Origin of the sequence: Catellatospora sichuanensis (genome assembly GCF_007483665.1) — a bacterium.
GTDB lineage: Bacteria > Actinomycetota > Actinomycetes > Mycobacteriales > Micromonosporaceae > Catellatospora > Catellatospora sichuanensis.
In genome coordinates, this window is record NZ_VIQO01000026.1 from 12,247 (window position 1) to 31,760 (window position 19,514).

Here is a 19,514-nt window from a genome sequence, read left to right on the forward strand (position 1 = left end):
CTGCGCAGTACCCGTCTCTGTCCGAAACCGGCCTGAGCAGCGGTGGCGTGACCACGCAGCAGGCCCGGCAACCCGTTGCGGGCTGCCGGGCCTTTGCCCCTGCCCCAGCGGTGGTTCATCGCCCGGCCCACCAGCGGCTGCCCAGCCCCAGCAGCACGAGGGCGAAACCGGCGATCAGCAGCGACACGACGTCGGGACCGCCCGTCACCGGGAGCACGCCGGTCGCCGCCGCCACCCGGTCAGCGAACAGCCTGAAACGTCACGCTCCAGTTCGTCGTCCACGTCATACCCTGGCAGGCGAGGGGCGCGTCGCCGAACTTCACGCCGTCGGTGACGGTGACGTTGGCGCTACCGCCGCTCTTGGCCAGCGTCGGCAGCGGGTCCGGCAGCGTCCCTTGGCTGGTGACGATGTAGTCCTTGCACGTGTTCACGGCGTCCGCAGGGATCCCGCCGATCGAGATCGGGCCGGGGCTGATGCCGGTGATCTTGGCCTTCACGTTGTCGTTCGGGTTGGCGATGGTCAGCTTCACGTTCGACGTCTCGCCGGGCAACAGCGGCGAGTTGAGCTGTAGCCCGACGACGGTGATCTCCTTCACCATCTCGGCGCCGCCGTTGGCTCCGGCCACGATGGTCGAGCCGAAGACGGCCCACGCCGCGGTGGCGACCATGACGGTGCCGACGATGGCCGTGCCGACGATGGCGGTGGTCCGCTTGGTGTTCCTGGCGTGCTTCATGGCGTCCTCCTGGACAGGGTGGGTCGACCCGCGCGCCCACACGACGCGCCGGCTGCTGGTTGACGTGGTATTACGCCGCGGACATGGGTGTCGCGGGGACAGTGGGCGACGGCTCGGCCGTCGCGTGTTCGGCCGTGGCGGTCGCGGCGGCGGTCTCCTCCGTCGCGGGCCCGGGTGGCGCGGTTTCGGTCGATGCGGGTTCGGGCGGCACGGAACCCGGCGCCGGATCCGGGAACGGCTCCTCAGCGGGTGTCTCCGGGACAGCCGAGGCCGTCGGTGTCGGCGTCGGGCTCGGACCGGTGGACGCGGAGGCGTCCGGAACGTCAGGGCTCGGCCGGTCAGCGGTGGCGGTCGGCACCGGCGCGCCGGGGGTGGCGGTAGGCACGGCAGTGGCCGACGGCGTAGGCCACCGCCCGGCGTGGCCGTCGACCGGGGTCTGCGCGGTACCCCTCCAGGCCGGAGCCGCGGCCGCGACGGCACCGGCCGTGACCATCACGGTGGCGGCGGCGAGCGCGCCGGTGATGGCGAGCGTGCGCCGGCCTCGCCGGGTCAGCGGCTGGTGCACCACGGGCGGCCTCCTGTGTCGGGTGCCGCTGCGCGGATCGCCGGGAGGCGTCCGGTTGCGGCCACGCGAACAACCCTGCCGCATCGGATACGGAAAGGGGCATAGAGCACACGGTGCGTTACAGCTGACACATGGGGCAGCTGAGCAGCGCGGATGTGTAGCCGAGCCCCTCCGGGCGAACTACCCAGAAAGGGTGAACAGTACATATAGATATGTACTGCAGACGATGCGGCGGGCCGCGGCGATGAGTGCCGCGGCCCGCCGTGCGAACGGGTGTTACGCGCCGACGCGGTCGACGATCCCGACCGTCAGCACCGCGCTGGAGAAGAGCACCTGCCCGGCCGTCAGCCCGTCGCCGTCCTGCAGCGCGACCGTACGGGTGCCGAGGTAGGCGTGGCTGGCGCGGTCGAAGATGAGCTCGGTGCGGGTGCCCTGCACCTCGCGCAGGGCCACCGCGACGCCGGCGCGACCGGCCTCGTCGGTGACCTCGCCGATCACGCTCACCCCGGGAATCTCCGCCACGGCGCCGAAGACCGCGGCCAGCGAAGCCGGAGCCAGGTACGCCTCGTCGACGAGGTCCGCCGCGGCGGAGAACGCCTGCTGGTCGCGGGGGTTCTTGTTCGGGTGGTCGTCGACGCCGCGGTAGAGGTGGGCCAGCATCGCGTCCGGATCGCTCGGCAGTCCACCGACGTAGCCCGGGGTCGGCGTGCACGCCTGCGTGCCGGTGACCCCGCCCTTGGACTGCGTCATGACCCCGTCGCGGCAGCCCGGCAGGGGTGTTTCCGACCAGTCTCCACCGCCTGAGCGCGGCCGCTGCCGGATGAGCCCGTCGTGGGTCCCGTCCGCCGACAGCCACACCTGGCGCGCGATCGTGCTCGTCGAGGACTCCCTGGTCGCCTCGTTCATGCCGAGCACCGTCGCGACGGACTCGACGCGGACGAACTGGTCCCCGCGCACCCGCACCTCCGGCTGGAGCCGGGCCTGCGCCGCGGCGCCGGCGAGGATGTCCGCGGCCTGCGCCTGGGCCGCCGGCTCGCCACCGCCGATCGGGATGACCTGCGCCGCCAGGACCACCGCGGTGAGCACCGCGGCCAGCCCACCGACGACCGCGACCCGCGTCCCGGCCCGTCCGGCGAGCAGGCGACGCCACAGCGGCTGCGGGCGTACGGCCCCGGTGAGCACCCGGCGGCGCAGATCCTGCGGCAGCGGACCGGCCGGGTCCAGGGCCGAGCCCAGCTCGTCCAGCAGTTTCATCTCGTTCATCGCTCCACCTCGAAAAAGTCGGTCATCGTGTCCTCGCCGAGCGCCTCGCGCAGCTTGCGGCGCGCCCGGTGCAGCCGGGAGCGCACCGTGCCCACCTTGATCCGCAGCGTCTGCGCGACCTCCTCGTAGCTCAGGCCGCTCCACGCGATGAGCAGCAGCACGTCGCGGTCGCCCGCCGCGAGCCGGCCCAGCCCGTCGGCGAGCGCACCCCGGGCCGACTGGGCGCTGACCGCCGCGTCGACGTCGTCGGCGAACCCCTCGACGACGTCGCCCTCGGCTGCTCGGCTCAGCGCCCGATATCTGGCCTGCTCGGTCCGCCACCGCCGGGCTATCTCCTTGGTGAGGATCCCGAACAGCCACGGGCGGGCGTCCTCGCGGGCGAGGTCGTAGCGGCCGCGGTGGCGGAAGGCGGCGAGGAACGTCTCCGCGACCGCGTCCTCGGCCGACTGCGGCCCGAGCCGCCGGTACGCGTACCGGTGCAGCCCGGTGGCATACCTGTCGTAGATGACGCCGAACGCCTCCGCGTCGTGCCGTGACGCCGCGATGGCCGCCGCGTCCCCGGCGTGCTCGGCCGTCGCCGTCATTGCCGTAACCAATGCACTGTGGTCCCTCCCACCGAATCCGACCTGACACCCGTGTCTCTGCGCCAGGACCGATTCGAGTTCACGGCCGCGCGGCGGCCGCGTCGCGCGACGGCAGCGCCCGGCGGACCCACCGTGCCGGATCATCGTTGCCTGATGCCGTACAACCTGCGGTGTTGCAGGTTCGCGAGATCGCGGCGAAGGTCATCGCACAGAGCACCGTGTGACGAGGACGGCCGAGTCCGTCGGACTCGGCCGGTTCCCCTCCCCCGGCGGCCGTCCGCCTCGGTCAGGCGTCGTCGTCCTCGTCTTCGTCGTCGGCGAACAACAGCATGTCCGCCACGAAGCAGGCGACATCGCGGCCGCCGTCACGGCCGATCCACACCGGATAGGCTCCGTCACCCCAGCCGCTGGACCAGGCCGCCATCGTGTCGTCCTCGACGACGGTGAAGCGCGGATCGACCAGACCGCCCAGGTCCCTGCCCGCCGCCACGAGCCGGCTGCTCGATGCGGCGTCGGTGAAGCAGGCCGTGCCGCCGTCGACACCGAAACCGAAGTACTCGCGATACCCCAGCGCCAGCGGGTCCTGTCCGTCCCGCAGCGCCAACTCCCACGTGACGACGGGCCGTTGCGTGATCGCGAGCCGGACGGCCGCGACGCGGGTGTGCTGCGGGTCGTCGACGAAGCGGGCCAGGCTCACCGTCACCGGATACACACCCGGCGGCACGCCGACGGTGTACGGCCTGGCATCGAAGTCGAGCGCCGACGGGTCGGCCGCGACCACCCGCCCCGACGGCAGCCGCAGGGCGCCCGCCTCGTGCAACTCGATCCGCAGCACACGGCCTGGAATATGGTGCTCGGCGCCTGCGTGGAACAAAGCCTCCACGTCCCCGGCCGCCAACGGCGACGGCGGCCGCCACGGCGGCGCGTCGGCGACCGCGACCGGCAGCATCGGGTCGGTGGCGTCGGCCACCTCCACGGGCCCGAATCCCGCGACCGCGAGCAGTTCGTGCCACCTTCCGAACGTCGGGACCGGCAGCCGGCGCGGCTCCCCCTGCTGCTGCGTGTGCGTACTCGGGCCGCGGTCCCCGAGCGGCTCGTCGACGTCGGTCCGATGGCCGTCCAACCTGTACCAGGTGTGCCGGCGCGCGGCCACGTGCGGGAACTCGTGCTCTCCCGCATCGTCGGGACCGTCCCAGGTGCGGCTGTCGAACAGGAACAGCTCGCCGTCGCCCGCGCGCCGGAACACCTGGGCCGCGACGGTCCGGCCGCGAGCGTCGAAGCGGACCACCTCGCCGTACCCGTCACGCCACGACAGCTGCAGCACCGCGGCGACGTGGCCGTCTCCGACCAGCACGACCGCGTACGGGTCACCGCACGCGTCACGCGCCTGCGCCTCGGCGGGCGTCATCGGGTTGACCACCGCTTTGCGCCAGCCGTCGCCGTACACCGCCGCCAACGTGATCGCCATGACGCAGCAGCGTAGTGGCAGAGCACGTCAGAGGACTTGCCCCGGTCGTGCGTGGTAGTCGATCCATTGGCGCAGGCGCTGGCGGTGGGCCTCGGACACGTCGACGGTCTCCACCCGTTCGGCGAGCACGGCCGCGTCGATCAAGCCGTGTTCCAGCAACGCCGCCGCGAACACATGGTCCTTCTCCCTGCCCGCGACGAGCTTCGACACCACACAGTCGTGCGGGTCGAGCAGGTGACCACGTCCGGGCGCGGTGCCCGGCGTGTCGACGATCACCAGCCGCTGCCGCCAGCCTGCCGGAAGCACCGCGGTGGAGACGCTCACGCCCTGGGCGTAGTAGCCGAAGGTCTCGTGGAAGGGCGACAGCTCGCCGATCGCCCCGTCCACCCGGTCTGCCTTCGCATCGTCCGGGTCGTCGAAGAACGCGACGTCCACCTCGATCGACGCCGTCGCCGCGGCGGGCAGCCGGTCTTCGGGGATCGCGCCCAAAATCGACTGGCTGCCGATGACCAGGATGTCCGGCTCCTGCGCGATCTGCGACGCGGCCCGCAGCACATGCTCCAGCTGCTGCCGCTTCACGCCATCCGCTCCCGGCGCCAGCGCTCGGCGAACGCGGCCAGCACAGCCTGGCGCGTGCTTTCGGGCAGCACGCCGGCGAAGGGCGAGTTCTGGCGCAGCTCGGCGGCGTCGCGGCTGCGCGACGTCAGGACTTCGAGCACCGCCTCGACTCCGGCGTCGAGGACCTGGCGCCAGCGTTCGAGCCACATCGCCGCCATGCCGTCCGGGTGTACACGCTGGAGCCGGCGCAGGTTCTCGGCGGCGTTCGCCAGCACGTCGTCGGGGTCGGCGACCAGGCGACCGGCCACGGCTCGGTGCAGCCACAGCGACTTGAGCTGGTCGCGGGTCAGTTCCGGACGCAGCAGCGCGAGCACGTCCGCCCGCGCGAGCCGTCGGTGCGTCCCCACCCTGACGAAGGGGAGGACACCTCGCTCGCACAGGTCGACGACGTGCTGCCGGGACGAGCGCAGCAGCGTGGCCGCCTCGGTCGTCGTCAACAGGTCGTCGGGACTGCTTTCCATACGTCCACCATGCCTCAGCAAACACCAAAAACGCAACCAGTCCCGCGCCTGCTTGGTCATCGGGGAGTTGTGGCAAGGACACGCCGCCGACCCGTGCCATAGGTTCATGATCATCCCGAGAGGGGGGACCGGCGGAGGATTATCCGGTATAGCGGCATGAATCGGACAGGTTTACTACGCTGTAGCGCACGGACGGTTTCCGCCGGCCGTGAGTCCGGACGGCCGGCTCGACGGGGCCGGGCGATCGAGGAGGCATCCATGTCCGCGGCCGAGTCCATCGCTGCCGGGCCGCCGGCGGGGTCGCTGCGGCAGATGCTCGTCCCGCTCGCGCTGGCGCAGTTCATCTGCAGCTTCGCCGGATCCAACATGAACGTGATGATCAACGACATCAGCACGGACCTGAACACGACCGTGCAGGGCGTACAGATCGCCATCACGATCTTCCTGCTGGTGATGGCCGCCCTCATGATCCCGGGCGGCAAGCTGACCGACCGGTACGGCCGCAAGCGCTGCTTCCTCGCCGGACTCACCCTCTACGGCATCGGCGCGCTGCTCAGCGCCGTGTCACCCGGGCTGGGCGTGCTCATCCTCGGCAACTCGATCCTGGAGGGCGTCGGCACCGCGCTGCTCATCCCGCCCGTCTACATCCTCACCACACTGCTGTTCACCAGCACGACCTCACGCGCCAAGGCGTTCGGCCTGATCAGCGCGATGGGCGGCGTCGGCGCCGCGGCGGGTCCGCTCATCGGCGGCCTGATCACCTCTGCACTGAGCTGGCGTTGGGCGTTCGTGTTCCAGGCGGTCGTGGTGGGTGTGATCGTCGTGCTCGGCCGCAAGGTGCACGACCCGCTGCCCCCGGACCCGACACGGCCGTTCGACACCCGCGGCGCGGTGCTGTCGGCCGCCGGGCTCATCCTCATCGTCGCGGGCATCCTCGCCGCCGACCAGAACCTCTGGCTGATGCTCGTCCTGATCGCCGCGGGCGTGCTGCTGCTGTTCCTGTTCTTCCGCTGGGTACGCGCCCAGGAACGCGCCGGCCGCGAACCGCTGCTGTCCACCACGCTGTTCCGCAACCGCACCTCCAACCTCGGCCTGGTCACCCAGAACGCCCAGTGGCTGATCCTCATGGGCACGTCCTTCACCGTGGCCGCATACCTGCAGGTGGTCCGCGGCTACGACGCGATCCAGACCGGCGTCATTTTCACCGCCGCGACGGTCGGCCTGCTGATCTCGTCACTGGCGGCCGAGCGCCTGGCCAAGCGCCGTCCGCAGCGCACCCTCATCCAGGCCGGCTTCGTCCTCACCGCGATCGGCGTGGTCGTGCTGCTCGCCCTGGTCACCGGCACGCCCAGTGTCTGGGCGTTCGCGCCCGGCCTGCTGCTCATCGGGCTCGGACTCGGGCTGATGCTGACCCCGTCGGTCAACGTCGTGCAGTCCAGCTTCAGCGACGACCAGCAGGGTGAGATCTCCGGGCTGTCGCGCAGCGTGTCCAACCTGGGCTCCTGCCTGGGCACCGCCGTCGCCGGCACCATCCTCGTCGCGGGCATCACCGCGACCCCCGAACGCTCCTACGGGCTGGCCATGGCCGTGCTCGCCGTGGTGGCGGTGGCCGGGCTGTGGGCGGCCGCAAAACTGCCGAGAGCCGCCGCGACCGCGGCGCCGACGACCTGACCGCGGGCGAGCCACGCGACGGCAGCCTGGACCGCGATCCGCCGTCACGTCGGACGCCCGGAAAAGGTGACCTCCGTCAGGTCAGGCTGCTCCAGAACAGCCGCGACATGGGGCGGACGCCGAGGTCGCGGGTCAGCATCTGGGCGGCCATGGCCACCCCCTCGGTGAAGGTCGGGAAGGCGGGCCGCAGCTCGGCGACGTCCTCGACGCGCATCCCCGCCGCCATGCACGCGGCGACCATCTGGATCACCTCGGCGGAGTATTCGCCCAGCACGTGGGCGCCGACGAGCTGACGGCTCGCAGTCTCGACGATCAGCTTGCAGAAGCCGTCGGGACGGCCGTCGGCGACGGGCCGCAGCAGGTCGGCGTACGGGGCCACGGCGACCGCGCACTCGTATCGCGAACGTGCCTGCTCCTCGGTGAGCCCGACCCCGGCGTACTCGGGATCGGTGAAGCTGCCCACGGGCACGATCGCGTGATCGGCACGGCGATGCGCGCCCAGCACCGCGTTCTCACCCGCGACCCGGCCTTCGAGGGTCGCGCTGGCCACGAGCATGCTGTGCCCGTTGACATCGCCTGCGGCGAAGATGTGCGCGACCTCGGTACGCAGGAACTCGTCGGTCATGACGTAGCCGCCCTCGACCGCGATCCCGGCCGCGTCGGCGCCGATGAGATCGGCGTTTCCCGGCCAGCCCACGGCGAAGAACGCCGCGGCGACCGCCACGTCGGCGGCCTGCTCCCCCATCCGGAACACGACGCGCACGCCTGCGTCGCACGTTTCGAGGCGCTCGACGCGGGCGCCGGTGTGCACGTCCATGCCACGGGCCCGGAAGGCCTGCTCGAGCGCGGAGGAGATGTCGGCGTCGGCGCGCGCCACGATCCGCGGCGCGGACTCGATCAGCGTCACGCGGCTGCCGAAGTCCGCCAGGATCGAGGCGAGCTGGCACCCGGTGTCCGCGCCGCCGATGACCGCGACCCGGTCCGGCAGCGCGGTGAGCGTGCGTACGTCCTCGTAGGTCAGGCCCAGTTCGGCACCGGGGATCGATGGGCGCGCGGCCCGCCCGCCGACGGCGATGATCAACCGGTCGGCGGTGAAGGTGCGGCCGTCGGCCGTGGTGACCGTGTTCGCGTCGCGGAACCGCACGTCGCCGGCGTCTTCGACCAGGTCGACCCCCGCGGCGCGGATGTGGTCGGCGACCCGCCTGCGGTGGTAGGCGTAATCGGCGACCCGCTGGGCGTTGGCCAGGGTGGCGGCGAGGTCCACCTCGGGCCGCGGTCCGCGCAGACCGAACGTCTCCCAGGAGTTCCAGTCGCGGACCAGGCGCGCCGCCCGGGCGAGGGTGCGCACCGGTGCCGGTCCGCTGTTGAGCGCGGTGCCGCCCACCCGTCCGCGTTCGACCAGCGTGGCCCGCGCCCCGAGCGCGGCGGCCTGCAGCGCGGCGTTCACCCCGGCCGGACCGCCGCCGATGACCAGCACGCGCATGCGGCCCCCTCCGCCCAGTTGATGCAGTTTTGCATGTTTCACAAGTGGTATATGGGCATAATCGGTTGGTCGCCACGTGATCACGGGGTGTGCCTGCGATGGGAAGCGCGATGGAACTCAAGCCTGCGGCAATGGTCATCCCCAAGGACACCAGCCATCTCGAACAGGGCAAGTACGGCCCGGTCTTCCCGCGCACACCGGCCTGCTACGGGTTCACGATCATCGCGAAGGTCAAGCCTGGCCGCGCGGACGTCATGCGCGAGTACGGCAGCACCCTGGCCAAGGCGTTGGAGTCCGACCCCTACCTGCTGGCGCCGCTGAAGCTGCACTACCTGCGGTGGGTCCTGTTCGACGACGACACCCGGTTCATGTACCAGGGCATCTTCGATACCGACTTCGACAAGTACACCGAGGACGCCGTCGCCCTGTTCACCAAGTCGGGGGTCAACACCGCGTTCGAGAACCTGGAGGGCTTCCCGGAGGACTGGAAGACCAACCCCGAGGCGTTCATCCGGTTCGTGCGCGAGCACCAGTGCCCGAGCTTCATCGAGTACGGCGAGTACCCGTACGTCACCGCCGACGAGATCAAGAAGGCGTTGAAGATCAAGAACGCGTTGTCGGAGATGCTCGACCAGCTGCAGTGAGGACCCGGACCCGATGAACGACCAGCGCCCCGCCCGCGTCTACAACACCCGCCACCAGCCCCGCCCGTACACGCCGGGACGGCGGCGGGTCAGCATCTACGTGGCGTGGAGCTACCCTGCCGAAGCCGGGCGCAACCCGGCCGAGCTCGACAACCGGTTCTCCACGATGACCGAGGTGCGCCGGGTCACCTGGCCCGCCTACGAAGATCCGAAGTGGTCCGACCCGATGCGCTTCCAGCAGGGCATCGCCGGCGCGCTGGAGCTGTTCTTCTGGGCCTGGGTGCCGTTCCAGGACTTCGTCGCGGAGACCACCGGCCACCCGGTGGCGATGTACCAGCGCGTCGACCAGGCGGGTGTGGTCACCCCGCTCGACGAGCGGGTGCTGGCCGACACCGACACCCTGTTCGTCTTCGGCCTCGACCACATGGTCACCGGCCAGGACGCCGCCGCCGAGGAGGTGCAGGCGCTGCGCGACTGGGTGGGCAGGGACGGCACCCGCCTGGTGCTGGGCCCGCACCACGACGTCGGCGCCGGGGACGACCTCGCGGTGCGGGACGTCGAATACCACCACCACGGCGACGCGCTGGTGCCACGCCAGCAGCGCTTCGGCCGGTACACCCGCTCGCTGATGGAAGGCCTCGGCGTGCCGGTGGAGAACCGCTACGGCCTGCGCCCGGCCGTCGCGGCGCCCAGGCGCATCGCCCCGCTGTCGATCAACCGCGACCTGGACACCAAGGGCTGGCTGGCCGACGTGACCAGCTTCAACTTCCACATGCACCTGCCGCACTACGCCGTGACCACCACCGACGAGCAGTCCGTACGCGTGCTGGGCCGCCAGCCCATCGACCTGTCCAAGCCGCACCCGTTCACCGACGCGGGCAACACCGAGTTCAACATGTTCCTGTGGCTGCCCCCGGCGGGCGAGCGGGCCGGCGACATCCTGATGGCCGACTCCACCATCTTCAGCACCCTGTTCGGCGCCGACGACAGCCTGCGCAACTTCTGGCGCAACATCGTCACGCTCTGACGGAAGGTGTGACGTGGAACTGCACGACATCCAGCGCGGGATTCTCAGCCCTCGCCCGTCGCCGTACGCGGCGACCTACCTGCTGTTCCGCATCGACGACCGCGCCGACGGCCGGGAACTGATGCGGCGTTTCGCCGCCGCGGTCACCAGCGCCGCCGACACCGTCAGCCCGCTGGGCGAGACCTGGGTCAGCGTCGCCGTCACCTACCACGGCCTGCGCGCCCTCGGCGTGCCCCAACCGGCACTGGACACCATGGCCTGGGAGTTCCGCCAGGGCATGGCCGCCCGCGCCACCGCCCTGTCCGACACCGCCGACAGCGCCCCCGAACACTGGGAAGCACCACTGGGCAGCCCCGACCTGCACATCGTCCTGGTCGCACTGGCCCCCGACGAGGCGACCCTCGAAGCCGCCATCGACCGCGCCCGGCCCGCCTACGAGAGCCTGAGCGGCGTGACCGCGATCTGGCGGCAGAACTGCCACGCCCTGCCCACCGAGACCGAACCGTTCGGCTACCGCGACGGCATCAGCCACCCGGCCGTCGAAGGCAGCGGCATCGCCGGCTCCAACCCCCTGGAAAAGCCGTTCGCAGCAGGCGAGTTCGTGCTCGGTTACCCCGACGAACTCGGTGGCGTGCAGTCCACCGAACCCGAGGTGCTCGGCCGCAACGGCAGCTACGTGGCGTTCCGCAAACTGCACCAGGACGTAGCCGGGTTCCGGCGCTTTCTCAGGGACAACTCGGCCGGCCTCGAGGAGGAGGACCTTCTGGCCGCCAAGATCATGGGACGCTGGCGCAGCGGCGCCCCGCTGGCCCTGTGCCCGCTGCACGACGATCCCGAGCTCGGCGCCGACCGCGATCGCAACAACGCGTTCCTCTACCGGCAGGACGACCCGGACGGGTTCGCCACCCCCGGCGGCAGCCACGTCCGCCGCGCCAACCCCCGCGACGCGGCCGTGGCCGGTGAACCCCGCCTGCACCGCATGATCCGTCGCGGCACCGCCTACGGGCCGCTGCTGCCCGAAGGGGTGCTCGACGACGACGGCGCCGACCGCGGGCTCATCTTCGCGTTCGTCGGCGCCCACCTGGGCCGGCAGTTCGAGTTCGTGCAGTCGCAGTGGATGAACGACGGCGTGTTCTTCGGCGGCGAGGACGCCCGCGACCCGATCGTCGGCTCCGGTGAGGGCCTGTCCGACTTCACCGTCCCCCGCCGGCCCGTGCGGCGGCGGCTGCCCGCCGTGCCGCGCTTCGTCACCACCCGCGGCGGCGAGTACGCGTTCATACCCGGCCTCAGCGCCCTGCGCTGGCTCGGCGAACTCACCGACTGACACACCGGATCGCAGGCAGGAGACCAGGGTGGACACGCTGCATCTGCTGCTCAACGCCGTTACCGTGATCTTCATTTCGACGACCATGTTCGCCGCCGGCCTGGGCGCGACCCTGTCCGCGCTGCGCGCGGCGTTCACGGACGTACCCCTGCTCGTGCTGGTGCTGCTGGCCAACCTGGTCGTCATTCCGCTGCTGGGCTGGGGGCTGGCCGCCCTGTTCCACCTCGCGACCGCACCGTTCATCGCGCTGCTCCTGATCGCCGCCTCGCCGGGCGGTCCGTTCGGGGCCAAGCTCGGCATGATCCAGCGCGGCGACGTCACCACCGGTGCCGCGATGCAGGTCCTGCTCGCCGCCATCGGCAGCGTCACCTTCGCCGTCACCGCCAACGTCCTGCTCACCGCAGCCGACGTGGGCGGCGGCATCTCGCTCGACGTCGGCGTGCTCGTGCGCACCGTCGCGATCCTGCAGCTCGTGCCGTTCGCGATCGGCCTGCTGCTGCGCCACTACACCGCCGACACCGCACTGGCCTGGCACCCGGCCGCGGTCAAGGTCTCCAACGTGACGTTCCTGATCGTGCTGGCCGGGATGCTGCTGGGCAGCTGGCGCGACGTCGTCGAGCTGCTCGGCTCGCGGGCGCTGCTGGCCGGGTTCCTGTTCTCCGCCCTCGCCTTCGGCCTGGGCACGCTGCTGTCCACCGGATCACCGGCCCGGCGCACCACCATGGGCGCCGTCACCGCCGTACGCAACCTCGGCCCGGCCCTGGCCGCCATCGGGATCGCCTTCAACGACCAGCCCGCCGTCCTCGGCGCGCTCGCCGCCATCCTGCTCAGCGGTCTCTGCGCCGCGATTCCCATCACCGCGGCCCTCGCCCGCCGCCGAACCGGCAGCCGGACCTGATCGGCCGCCCTGCGCCGGGATCACCGCTGCGCAGATCACGGCCCTGCCGAGGGGCATTTTTCCCATTGCTGCCTATACATTCGATATCCGCCGATACGCTCAGATGTGACGCGACAGTGGCGAGGCGGTCCACTCCGGACGCCCGGACCGGAGGCGAGGACCGAGTGATCGAGCGGAACCGTCGGGGCCGGCACCGCGCCGCGCCGGCCACGGTCGTCGCGGCCGTGCTCCTGCTGGGGGCGTGCACGGCTCCCGCGGACGCATCCGTGAGCGTGGCCGCACAGGCCCCGACACCCCAGGCGGAGGCCATCGCGAAGATCGTGCAGGACGCGATGGGCGCGCAGTCGCTGCGGGCCGTCATCGTGAAGGTGACCAGAGGCGACGAGGTCGTCACGTCCCAGGCGTTCGGCCCATCCCTGGACGGCGTGCCCGCCACCACCGACATGCGCTTCCGCAACGGCGCGGTCGTCTTCGCGTACCTCGGCACGCTGCTGATGCTCTTCGTCGACGAGGGCAAGGCCGCCCTCGCCGACACGATCGACCGCTGGCTGCCGACCCTGCCCGAAGCCGGCAAGGTCACCCTGAAAATGCTGGCGAACCAGACCTCGGGCTACCCGGACTACGAGACCGACCCCGGCTGGAACGCGGCCTTCAACGCCGACCCGTTCCAGTCGTGGACCGTCGAGCGGCGGCTGAAGTACGCGTTCTCCCGCCCGGTGCAGTTCGCCCCCGGCACGAACTGGAGCTACTCGCACACCAACTTCATGCTCCTCGGCGAGATCCTCGCGAAGATCGGCGGCAAGCCGCTCGACGTGCTGCTGCGCGAGCGGGTCCTGGAGCCGATGGGGCTGAGCGACACCGTCGCCGCCCAGACCGGCGCCATCCCGTCCCCGGTCCTGCACTCGTTCAGCTCGGAGCGCCGCGAAGCGCTCGGCGTCCCGCCGAAGACCGCGTTCTACGAGGAGTCGACGTTCTGGAACTCCGACTGGGGCACCCCGCCCGGCGCGAACCAGACCTCGACCATCGACGACCTGGCCACCACGGCGATCGCCGTGGGCACGGGCAAGCTGCTGTCGAAGGCGAGCTACCAGGCGATGACCGATACGAACCTGCTCGGATTCGGGCAGGCGCAGGCCGACTGCGCACCGTCGTGCTTCAAGCAGGTCGACGGATACAACTTCGGCCTGGGCGTGATCCGCTCCGGCGCCTGGATCATGCAGAACCCGCTGGTGGGCGGTTACAGCGCCACGGAGGCATACCTGCCGCAGGAGAAGGTCGGCATCTCCGTCGTGACCACGTTCCTGCCGGGCGCCTTCGACTGCAAGGGCGACTACCCCGATGCCAGCGACCACGTGTTCCGGCTGATCGGCGCGTACGTGGCACCGGACTACGCCCCGCCGATGCCGAAGCCGTTCGCGAAGGCCTGCTGATGAGGCCGGGGCAGGCGGATCGCCTGCCCCGGCCTGCGCTCAGCGGGTGATGGTGACCGTCTTGGTGTCGGTCGCCGGGATCCGGACCGTGGTCGCGGAGGCAAAGTCGCTGCCGCCGTACCAGTACTCCCCGTTGTAGGAGTCGAAGACCCTGAACCGGACCTTCTGGTCCAGCACCAGCATCTGGCAGGTGGACCCGACGCCGCCGTCGCAGGCTCCGGCCTCGTCGCCAGTCGTCGCGTTGTACGCCACGTACCAGCCCGAGGCCGGCGCGTTGACCGTGACCGGGGTGCCCTTCTGCAGCTGGATGTCGTAGGTGACCGTCTTGCCGGGCCGGACCTTCACCCGCGTGGCGCCGGGCCGCCCGCCCGAGTTGCCGCTCCACTGCGTGGCGTGGTCGTCAGCGTAGAAGCGCAGCGGCCACTGGTACGGGCCGAGCCAGTCGACCGTGTACGTCCCGTTCGCCGCGGCGGGGAACTCGAGGACCCCGGATCCGATGCGGTAGCCGAAGTTTCCGAAACTTACCCCGGCGTGCTTCGCGGGAGTGCCGTCGGCGGCCCGGATGGTGCCGGTGATGGCGCCCCGGCGGTCCAGCTTGATCGTCGGCGCGGTGACCGTCTGCCCCGGCACCGCGGTGATGACCGCGGCCAGCGACTGGTTGCCGGTGCCGCCGTCGGCGGTGACCCACTGCGCGCCGTACGGCGACGGGGTGTCCCCGTACGGGTTGCCGAAGGCGAACAGCTGGTAGCCGCCGCCCTTCAGGCCGTTGAGGATCACCTTGCCGTCCGGACCGCTCCGGTTGCAGCCCTCCCCGAAGGTCGGGCTCGTCGGCACCATCGCCTGCACGCAGATCCCGGAGACGGGTGCGCCGGTGCCGGCGTCGACCACCGTGGCGGTGAGCTTCGCGACGGGGGTGAGGGCGACGGCGACCTCGGCGGTCCCGCCCTCGGTGACCGTCACCCGGAACTGTTCCGACGAGAGGTAGCCGTTTGCGTAGACGTAAACCCACTGGTTGCCGACGGTGACACCCTCGGCCGTGCCGGTACCGTTCACGCCGCTGACCTCGATCTGACCGGCACGGGCGTGGAACGACGGCAGCGGTGCGCCGGTGAGCGCGTTGGTCACCGTGAACCGCACCGAGCCGGTGGGCAGCAGCACGTCGTCGACCGTGGTGGTCGCGCCGTCGGTCACGGTGAACAGGTTCGCGGTCTCGTACTCGAACTGCCCGGTGGCGTACTGGTCGATGTGGCGTTCGCCGTCGTAGAACCCGACCCGGTAGCCGGAGCCGACCAGCACGCCGTCGATGCGGTATGCGCCGTCGGCGTCGGTGGTGGTCTGGTAGTAGGGCCCGTTCTGCATGCTCACCGACACCGACAGGTCGGCGATGCCGGCACCGGCGCGGTCGGTGAAGCGGCCTGCGACGGAGCCGGTGGCCATCAGGGTGTCGTCGACGGTCACCGTCTGGCCGACCGCGACCTGGTAGCGGGTCGCCTCGGCGACGTTCGCCGTGCCCACCGCGTACTGGTAGGCACCCGGAGCGGTCTCGAACCCGACCCGGTATTCACCGGGCAGCACGTGCATGGTGTACGTGCCGTCGGACTCGGTGTAGCCCCAGGCGCCGCCGGTGTCGGACTCGGCCCGCACGCCGACCGACAGGCCGTTGCCCGCCCGGTCCCGGAACGTGCCGGTGATGATGCCCGTGGGCAGCAGCTCGTCGTCGACCGTGACCTGACCGCCCGCCGGGACGGCGATACGCGCCGCCTCGTTCCATTCGATGGCCTGGTACGCATACTGGCTCGGGTGACCGGACGCGTCGAACTGCACGGTGTAGTCACCGGCGGGCAGGTCGGTCATCTCGTAGCGGCCGTCGCCGTCGGTGCTGGCCCAGCCCGAGCCGTCGCCGTTGACGGACGAGGCCGACACGGAGGCTCCGACGACCGGCTGGCCGCCGTCCGTGAGCCGCCCGGTGATGGAGCCGTTGGCGGCCGCCTGGGCCGGCAGCGCCAGCCCCAGGGTCGCCATGCTGATCGCGAGGGCCAGCACGCCCGCGCGTCGCATAGAGGATTTGAACATGCACGTCCTTGAGGGGTGCGCGAAGCGTCGCCGCGTTCGCAGTGTGGAGCCGCCCCGTGATTTCAAACTGCGGCAGCAGACATTCTCCACACTGGATCGCCTTTTCGCGTGCCCGTTATCGGGCCGGGAGCCACAGCGGCAACGAGGCGGTCCGATCACGACATAAGGCCGTGGTCAGACGTGCGCGTTTCCGGCCGGGAGCTGGGCGAGGTGGCGGTCCACGACGGTCAGCGCGTCCCGATGTGACAGCGCACCGACGAGCACCGGCAGGCGCAGCCCGTCGAGCAGCGCGGCGAGCCGCTGCGCCTCGGCCGGCGCGTCGATCGCCCACCCGGTGTTCCGGAAGACGGCGCCCAGCGTGTGGATGAAACCCGCGAAGGCGGGGGCCAGTGCGGTCGCGAGTGCAGGTGCGACCGCGGCCCGGGACAGGAACGCGATGCTGACCTGCACCTCGGCTCGGCTGGCTGCGTCGTAGGGCAGGTATTCGGCCGCGATGGCGCGGAGCACCGCGGCGGGCTCGCCGGCGGGTTCGCGGTCGAGCCGGTCGCGGACGCGTTCGGCGAAGCGATCATGCACGCTGAGACTCAGCCAGTGCTGCAGCGCGAAGAGCAGCATCTCGTCCTTGCTGGCGAAGTAGTGCTGGACGGCGCCCATCGACACCCCGGCCTCGTGGGCGACCTCGCGCAGGGAGACCGCGTCGAGGCCCTGCGTGCCCGTGATGCGCAGCAGCGACTCGACGATGTGGCGGCGGCGCTGATCATGGTCGACCTTGCGGGGCATGGCCAGAACATATCCTTCTCGGTTACAATGCAGTTGCATTGCAAACACTACCGCGGGGAGACCACCGTGACCCTACGGACGGCGCACAACGGCGATGTCCAGCTCGCGTACGAGACGTTCGGCGCGCCCGGCGGCGAGCCACTGCTGCTCATCATGGGCCTGGACTTCCAGATGGTGTACTGGCCGGACGGTCTCTGCCAGGCGCTGGCCGAGCGGGGCTTCCACGTCGCGCGCTTCGACAACCGGGATGCCGGGCTGTCCACGCACTTCTCCTCACCGGAACCGGAGAACCCGTTCCGGGTGCTGTTCCGGGGCAGCAGCAAGCCGGCCTACACCGGATCGGACATGGTCGCCGACGCCCTGGCCGTCATGGACGCCCTCGGCTGGGACTCCGCCCACGTGTGCGGCACCTCCCTGGGCAGCGGACTCGCACTGGCCACCGCCGTCCTGCACCCGCAGCGGGTGCGCACCGTCACCGCGGTCATGGGCGCGCCGCCGGGGAGAATCAACATGCTGCGGTACGTGAAGTTCGGCGTGTTCCCGCGCTTCGCCCGGATCAAGCACCCCGACACCGACGAGGGCGCGATCAGCACCCTGGTCGACATGATCCGGCTGCTGTCGTCCCCACATCATCCGTTCGAGCAGGAGTGGGCCCGTTCCGTGGCGGAGATCAGCCACGCCCGGTCCCCGCGCGACCCCGGCACGACGCAGCGCCAGACCGCCGCCGGACTCAACCTCGGCACGACCGGCCGCCGACTGGGCGAGATCACCGCACCGACCCTGATCATCAACGGCGCGGACGACCCGCTCATCCGACCGTCCGCAGGGGCCGCACTGGCCCGGCAGATCCCCGGCGCGCAGGCGGTCGTCTACCCCCGCATGGGCCACATCCTGCCCGAACACGTGTGGACCACGATGGCCGACGCCATGACGGCACAGGCCGGGCTCGCGGCGGACGACCTCTGCCGCTGAGCGCAGACCGACTCCTGCTGACGCGTCCGACCGGCACTGACCGAACTCCCGGCAGTTTCTCAGCGGCAGCACACCACGGGCCCGGAAGATCCGGCATGACACCTCCTGCGGCAGACCCGTCGCCCGTATGCCACGACGCACCGCCATCCGGGCCACCCGGCACCGTCGACAGCTCGCCGATGACCTTCTGGCTGCGGCTGCGGCTGCGGACGAGCTGGCTTTTCGGCAAGCTGGAGCAGTAGATGACGTTGACCGACGAGGAGCGCTCGATCAACTGAAGGGAAAGGCAGGCGCACGGTTCAAACCACCGCCAGCCGGGTACGCCCCGATGATCGAGGGTGTCGGGCGACGGCGTCGGTGACTCCTCACGGCGTGGTCGACCCGGCTCGTTCCACGACGCCCCAGGGATCGCGGGAGGACGACTGCCGTGCATCCGGGACCCGTATGAGCCCGCCGGAGGAGACCGTGTTTCTGCGACCGAAGAATGGCGAGGGCACTCCGCCCGAGGGTCCGGCCGAGCTGAGCCGCCGCGACTGGAAGAACGTGCTCAAACGCACCGCAAAGGAGTACCAGTCGGACAACCTCAGCGACTGGGCCGCGGCGCTGACCTACCGCTCGGTCATGTCGCTGTTCCCCGCCATCCTGGTGCTCGTCGCGCTGCTCGGGCTCACCGGCGAGGACACCGCCCAGCGTGCTGTCGACCAGGTCGGCCGATACGCCCCCGGCGCGGTACGCCAGGTGGTCGAGAACGCCCTCGCCGAGCTGCAGCGTGGCCGCTCCGGCACCGCGGGCCTGGTCGCCCTGCTCGGCGTGCTGCTCGCACTGTGGTCGGCCTCCGGCTACGTGTCGGCGTTCACGCGCGCCGCCAACGTCATCTACGACGTGCCCGAGGGCCGCTCGTTCCTGAAGCTGCTGCCCGTCCGGCTCGGGGTCACCGTGGTGGCCAGCCTGGCCATCACCACGGTCGCGCTGGCGCTGGTGTTCACCGGTCCGGTCGCCCGGCAGGCCGGCGAGTTCCTGCACCTGGGCACCGGTTTCGTGCAGGTGTGGGACATCGTGAAATGGCCACTGGTCCTCGGGGTGATCGCACTGATCTTCGCGTTGCTGTACTGGGCGTCGCCCAACGCTCGCCAGAGCGGTTGGCGCTGGATCACCCCGGGCAGTGTGCTCGCCGTGCTGATCTGGCTGATCGCCTCGGCCGGCTTCGCGCTGTACGCGGCCAACTTCGGCTCCTACAACAAGATCTACGGCAGCCTGGCCGGGGTCATCGTGTTCCTGATCTGGCTGTGGATCGGCAACATCGCCCTGCTGCTGGGTGCCGAACTCGACGCCGAACTGCATCGCGAGCGCGCCATCACGACCGGGCATCCAGCCGGCGAGGAGCCCTATCTCGAGCTTCGCGAACAGCCGAAGGACCCCGACCACGACGACCCAGGCCGACGTTGAACCCGCTCGACACACGCCACCTTTGAGCCGGGAGCCGTTCCAGCCCGCAGTCCCCGCAGACGAAAGCGGCGAC

Annotated in this window: 19 protein-coding genes; 9 read left to right on the top strand and 10 right to left on the bottom strand. The window is 70.9% G+C overall.

Going from position 1 to position 19,514, the window contains the following annotated elements; all coding sequences use genetic code 11:
* Window positions 1-239 precede the first annotated feature (239 nt).
* The 7 genes from FLL47_RS31815 to FLL47_RS31845 form a co-directional block, all read right to left on the bottom strand.
* Complete coding sequence (locus tag FLL47_RS31815; protein WP_144126058.1) at window positions 240-734, bottom strand: hypothetical protein; 495 nt, start codon at window positions 732-734, stop codon at window positions 240-242.
* Between the two features lie 70 nt (window positions 735-804).
* Window positions 805-1,302 carry a hypothetical protein gene (locus FLL47_RS31820; protein ID WP_144126062.1) on the bottom strand — a complete coding sequence of 166 codons (498 nt, stop codon included), beginning with the start codon at window positions 1,300-1,302 and terminating at the stop codon, window positions 805-807.
* A gap of 273 nt (window positions 1,303-1,575) precedes the next feature.
* Window positions 1,576-2,562 (bottom strand): CU044_5270 family protein, encoded by a 987-nt coding sequence (locus FLL47_RS31825; RefSeq protein WP_144126065.1) that lies wholly within the window; start codon window positions 2,560-2,562, stop codon window positions 1,576-1,578.
* Entirely contained in the window at window positions 2,559-3,146 is a 588-nt protein-coding gene (locus FLL47_RS31830) for an RNA polymerase sigma factor (RefSeq protein WP_144126068.1), read from the bottom strand. Before FLL47_RS31830 ends, FLL47_RS31825 begins: the two co-directional genes overlap by 4 nt.
* 286 nt (window positions 3,147-3,432) lie before the next feature.
* Window positions 3,433-4,614, bottom strand: coding sequence for a DUF4241 domain-containing protein (locus FLL47_RS31835; RefSeq protein ID WP_144126071.1), 1,182 nt, complete (start codon window positions 4,612-4,614; stop codon window positions 3,433-3,435).
* Between the two features lie 27 nt (window positions 4,615-4,641).
* The gene (locus FLL47_RS31840) at window positions 4,642-5,193 is read right to left on the bottom strand and encodes a DUF6036 family nucleotidyltransferase (RefSeq protein WP_144126074.1); all 552 of its coding nucleotides are present in this window, start codon (window positions 5,191-5,193) and stop codon (window positions 4,642-4,644) included.
* Window positions 5,190-5,693, bottom strand: a complete 504-nt coding sequence (locus FLL47_RS31845) for a helix-turn-helix domain-containing protein (protein ID WP_144126078.1) — start codon at window positions 5,691-5,693, stop codon at window positions 5,190-5,192. The genes FLL47_RS31840 and FLL47_RS31845 overlap by 4 nt, the downstream gene beginning before the upstream one ends.
* A 258-nt stretch (window positions 5,694-5,951) precedes the next feature.
* On the opposite strand from FLL47_RS31845, the gene FLL47_RS31850 reads away from it, so the two are divergent.
* Window positions 5,952-7,364, top strand: coding sequence for an MFS transporter (locus FLL47_RS31850; RefSeq protein WP_144126081.1), 1,413 nt, complete (start codon window positions 5,952-5,954; stop codon window positions 7,362-7,364).
* Between the two features lie 76 nt (window positions 7,365-7,440).
* Here the strand turns inward: FLL47_RS31850 and FLL47_RS31855 are convergent, their stop codons facing one another.
* The gene (locus FLL47_RS31855) at window positions 7,441-8,847 is read right to left on the bottom strand and encodes a dihydrolipoyl dehydrogenase family protein (RefSeq protein WP_144126084.1); all 1,407 of its coding nucleotides are present in this window, start codon (window positions 8,845-8,847) and stop codon (window positions 7,441-7,443) included.
* A 110-nt stretch (window positions 8,848-8,957) separates the two neighbouring features.
* Here FLL47_RS31855 and FLL47_RS31860 point away from each other — a divergent pair, with 110 nt between their 5' ends.
* The 5 genes from FLL47_RS31860 (at window position 8,958) to FLL47_RS31880 (ending at window position 14,170) form a co-directional block, all read left to right on the top strand.
* Window positions 8,958-9,491 (top strand): hypothetical protein, encoded by a 534-nt coding sequence (locus FLL47_RS31860; RefSeq protein ID WP_144126087.1) that lies wholly within the window; start codon window positions 8,958-8,960, stop codon window positions 9,489-9,491.
* Between the two features lie 13 nt (window positions 9,492-9,504).
* Entirely contained in the window at window positions 9,505-10,518 is a 1,014-nt protein-coding gene (locus FLL47_RS31865) for a hypothetical protein (protein WP_144126090.1), read from the top strand.
* Between the two features lie 13 nt (window positions 10,519-10,531).
* The gene (locus FLL47_RS31870) at window positions 10,532-11,842 is read left to right on the top strand and encodes a Dyp-type peroxidase (RefSeq protein WP_144126093.1); all 1,311 of its coding nucleotides are present in this window, start codon (window positions 10,532-10,534) and stop codon (window positions 11,840-11,842) included.
* 28 nt (window positions 11,843-11,870) lie between these two features.
* Window positions 11,871-12,740 carry a bile acid:sodium symporter family protein gene (locus FLL47_RS31875; RefSeq protein ID WP_144126096.1) on the top strand — a complete coding sequence of 290 codons (870 nt, stop codon included), beginning with the start codon at window positions 11,871-11,873 and terminating at the stop codon, window positions 12,738-12,740.
* A gap of 164 nt (window positions 12,741-12,904) precedes the next feature.
* A complete protein-coding gene (locus tag FLL47_RS31880; protein WP_222106293.1) occupies window positions 12,905-14,170 on the top strand; it encodes a serine hydrolase domain-containing protein in 1,266 nt (421 codons plus the stop codon).
* A 39-nt stretch (window positions 14,171-14,209) separates the two neighbouring features.
* Here the strand turns inward: FLL47_RS31880 and FLL47_RS31885 are convergent, their stop codons facing one another.
* Together FLL47_RS31885 and FLL47_RS31890 are read right to left on the bottom strand one after the other, a co-directional pair.
* Window positions 14,210-16,243, bottom strand: a complete 2,034-nt coding sequence (locus tag FLL47_RS31885; protein WP_144126099.1) for a carboxypeptidase-like regulatory domain-containing protein — start codon at window positions 16,241-16,243, stop codon at window positions 14,210-14,212.
* A gap of 174 nt (window positions 16,244-16,417) precedes the next feature.
* On the bottom strand, window positions 16,418-17,023 hold the full coding sequence (locus tag FLL47_RS31890; protein ID WP_186316025.1) for a TetR/AcrR family transcriptional regulator: 606 nt from the start codon (window positions 17,021-17,023) through the stop codon (window positions 16,418-16,420).
* Window positions 17,024-17,089: 66 nt separating this feature from the next.
* Between FLL47_RS31890 and FLL47_RS31895 the strand changes: the two genes are divergently transcribed.
* The 3 genes from FLL47_RS31895 (at window position 17,090) to FLL47_RS31900 (ending at window position 19,441) form a co-directional block, all read left to right on the top strand.
* The gene (locus tag FLL47_RS31895; RefSeq protein WP_186316026.1) at window positions 17,090-17,995 is read left to right on the top strand and encodes an alpha/beta fold hydrolase; all 906 of its coding nucleotides are present in this window, start codon (window positions 17,090-17,092) and stop codon (window positions 17,993-17,995) included.
* Window positions 17,996-18,090: 95 nt separating this feature from the next.
* The gene (locus FLL47_RS43210) at window positions 18,091-18,237 is read left to right on the top strand and encodes a hypothetical protein (RefSeq protein WP_186316027.1); all 147 of its coding nucleotides are present in this window, start codon (window positions 18,091-18,093) and stop codon (window positions 18,235-18,237) included.
* Between the two features lie 223 nt (window positions 18,238-18,460).
* On the top strand, window positions 18,461-19,441 hold the full coding sequence (locus FLL47_RS31900) for a YihY/virulence factor BrkB family protein (protein ID WP_186316028.1): 981 nt from the start codon (window positions 18,461-18,463) through the stop codon (window positions 19,439-19,441).
* The last annotated feature ends 73 nt before the right edge of the window (window positions 19,442-19,514 follow it).

Bases quoted from the DNA above. Each gene is read 5' to 3' on its own strand.
- FLL47_RS31815 (WP_144126058.1), bottom strand. From the start codon at position 734: ATGAAGCACGCCAGGAACACCAAGCGGACCACCGCCATCGTCGGCACG.
- FLL47_RS31825 (WP_144126065.1), bottom strand. From the start codon at position 2,562: ATGAACGAGATGAAACTGCTGGACGAGCTGGGCTCGGCCCTGGACCCG.
- FLL47_RS31830 (WP_144126068.1), bottom strand. From the start codon at position 3,146: ATGACGGCGACGGCCGAGCACGCCGGGGACGCGGCGGCCATCGCGGCG.
- FLL47_RS31835 (WP_144126071.1), bottom strand. From the start codon at position 4,614: ATGGCGATCACGTTGGCGGCGGTGTACGGCGACGGCTGGCGCAAAGCG.
- FLL47_RS31845 (WP_144126078.1), bottom strand. From the start codon at position 5,693: ATGGAAAGCAGTCCCGACGACCTGTTGACGACGACCGAGGCGGCCACG.
- FLL47_RS31850 (WP_144126081.1), top strand. From the start codon at position 5,952: ATGTCCGCGGCCGAGTCCATCGCTGCCGGGCCGCCGGCGGGGTCGCTG.
- FLL47_RS31855 (WP_144126084.1), bottom strand. From the start codon at position 8,847: ATGCGCGTGCTGGTCATCGGCGGCGGTCCGGCCGGGGTGAACGCCGCG.
- FLL47_RS31860 (WP_144126087.1), top strand. From the start codon at position 8,958: ATGGAACTCAAGCCTGCGGCAATGGTCATCCCCAAGGACACCAGCCAT.
- FLL47_RS31865 (WP_144126090.1), top strand. From the start codon at position 9,505: ATGAACGACCAGCGCCCCGCCCGCGTCTACAACACCCGCCACCAGCCC.
- FLL47_RS31885 (WP_144126099.1), bottom strand. From the start codon at position 16,243: ATGTTCAAATCCTCTATGCGACGCGCGGGCGTGCTGGCCCTCGCGATC.
- FLL47_RS31890 (WP_186316025.1), bottom strand. From the start codon at position 17,023: ATGCCCCGCAAGGTCGACCATGATCAGCGCCGCCGCCACATCGTCGAG.
- FLL47_RS43210 (WP_186316027.1), top strand. From the start codon at position 18,091: ATGACACCTCCTGCGGCAGACCCGTCGCCCGTATGCCACGACGCACCG.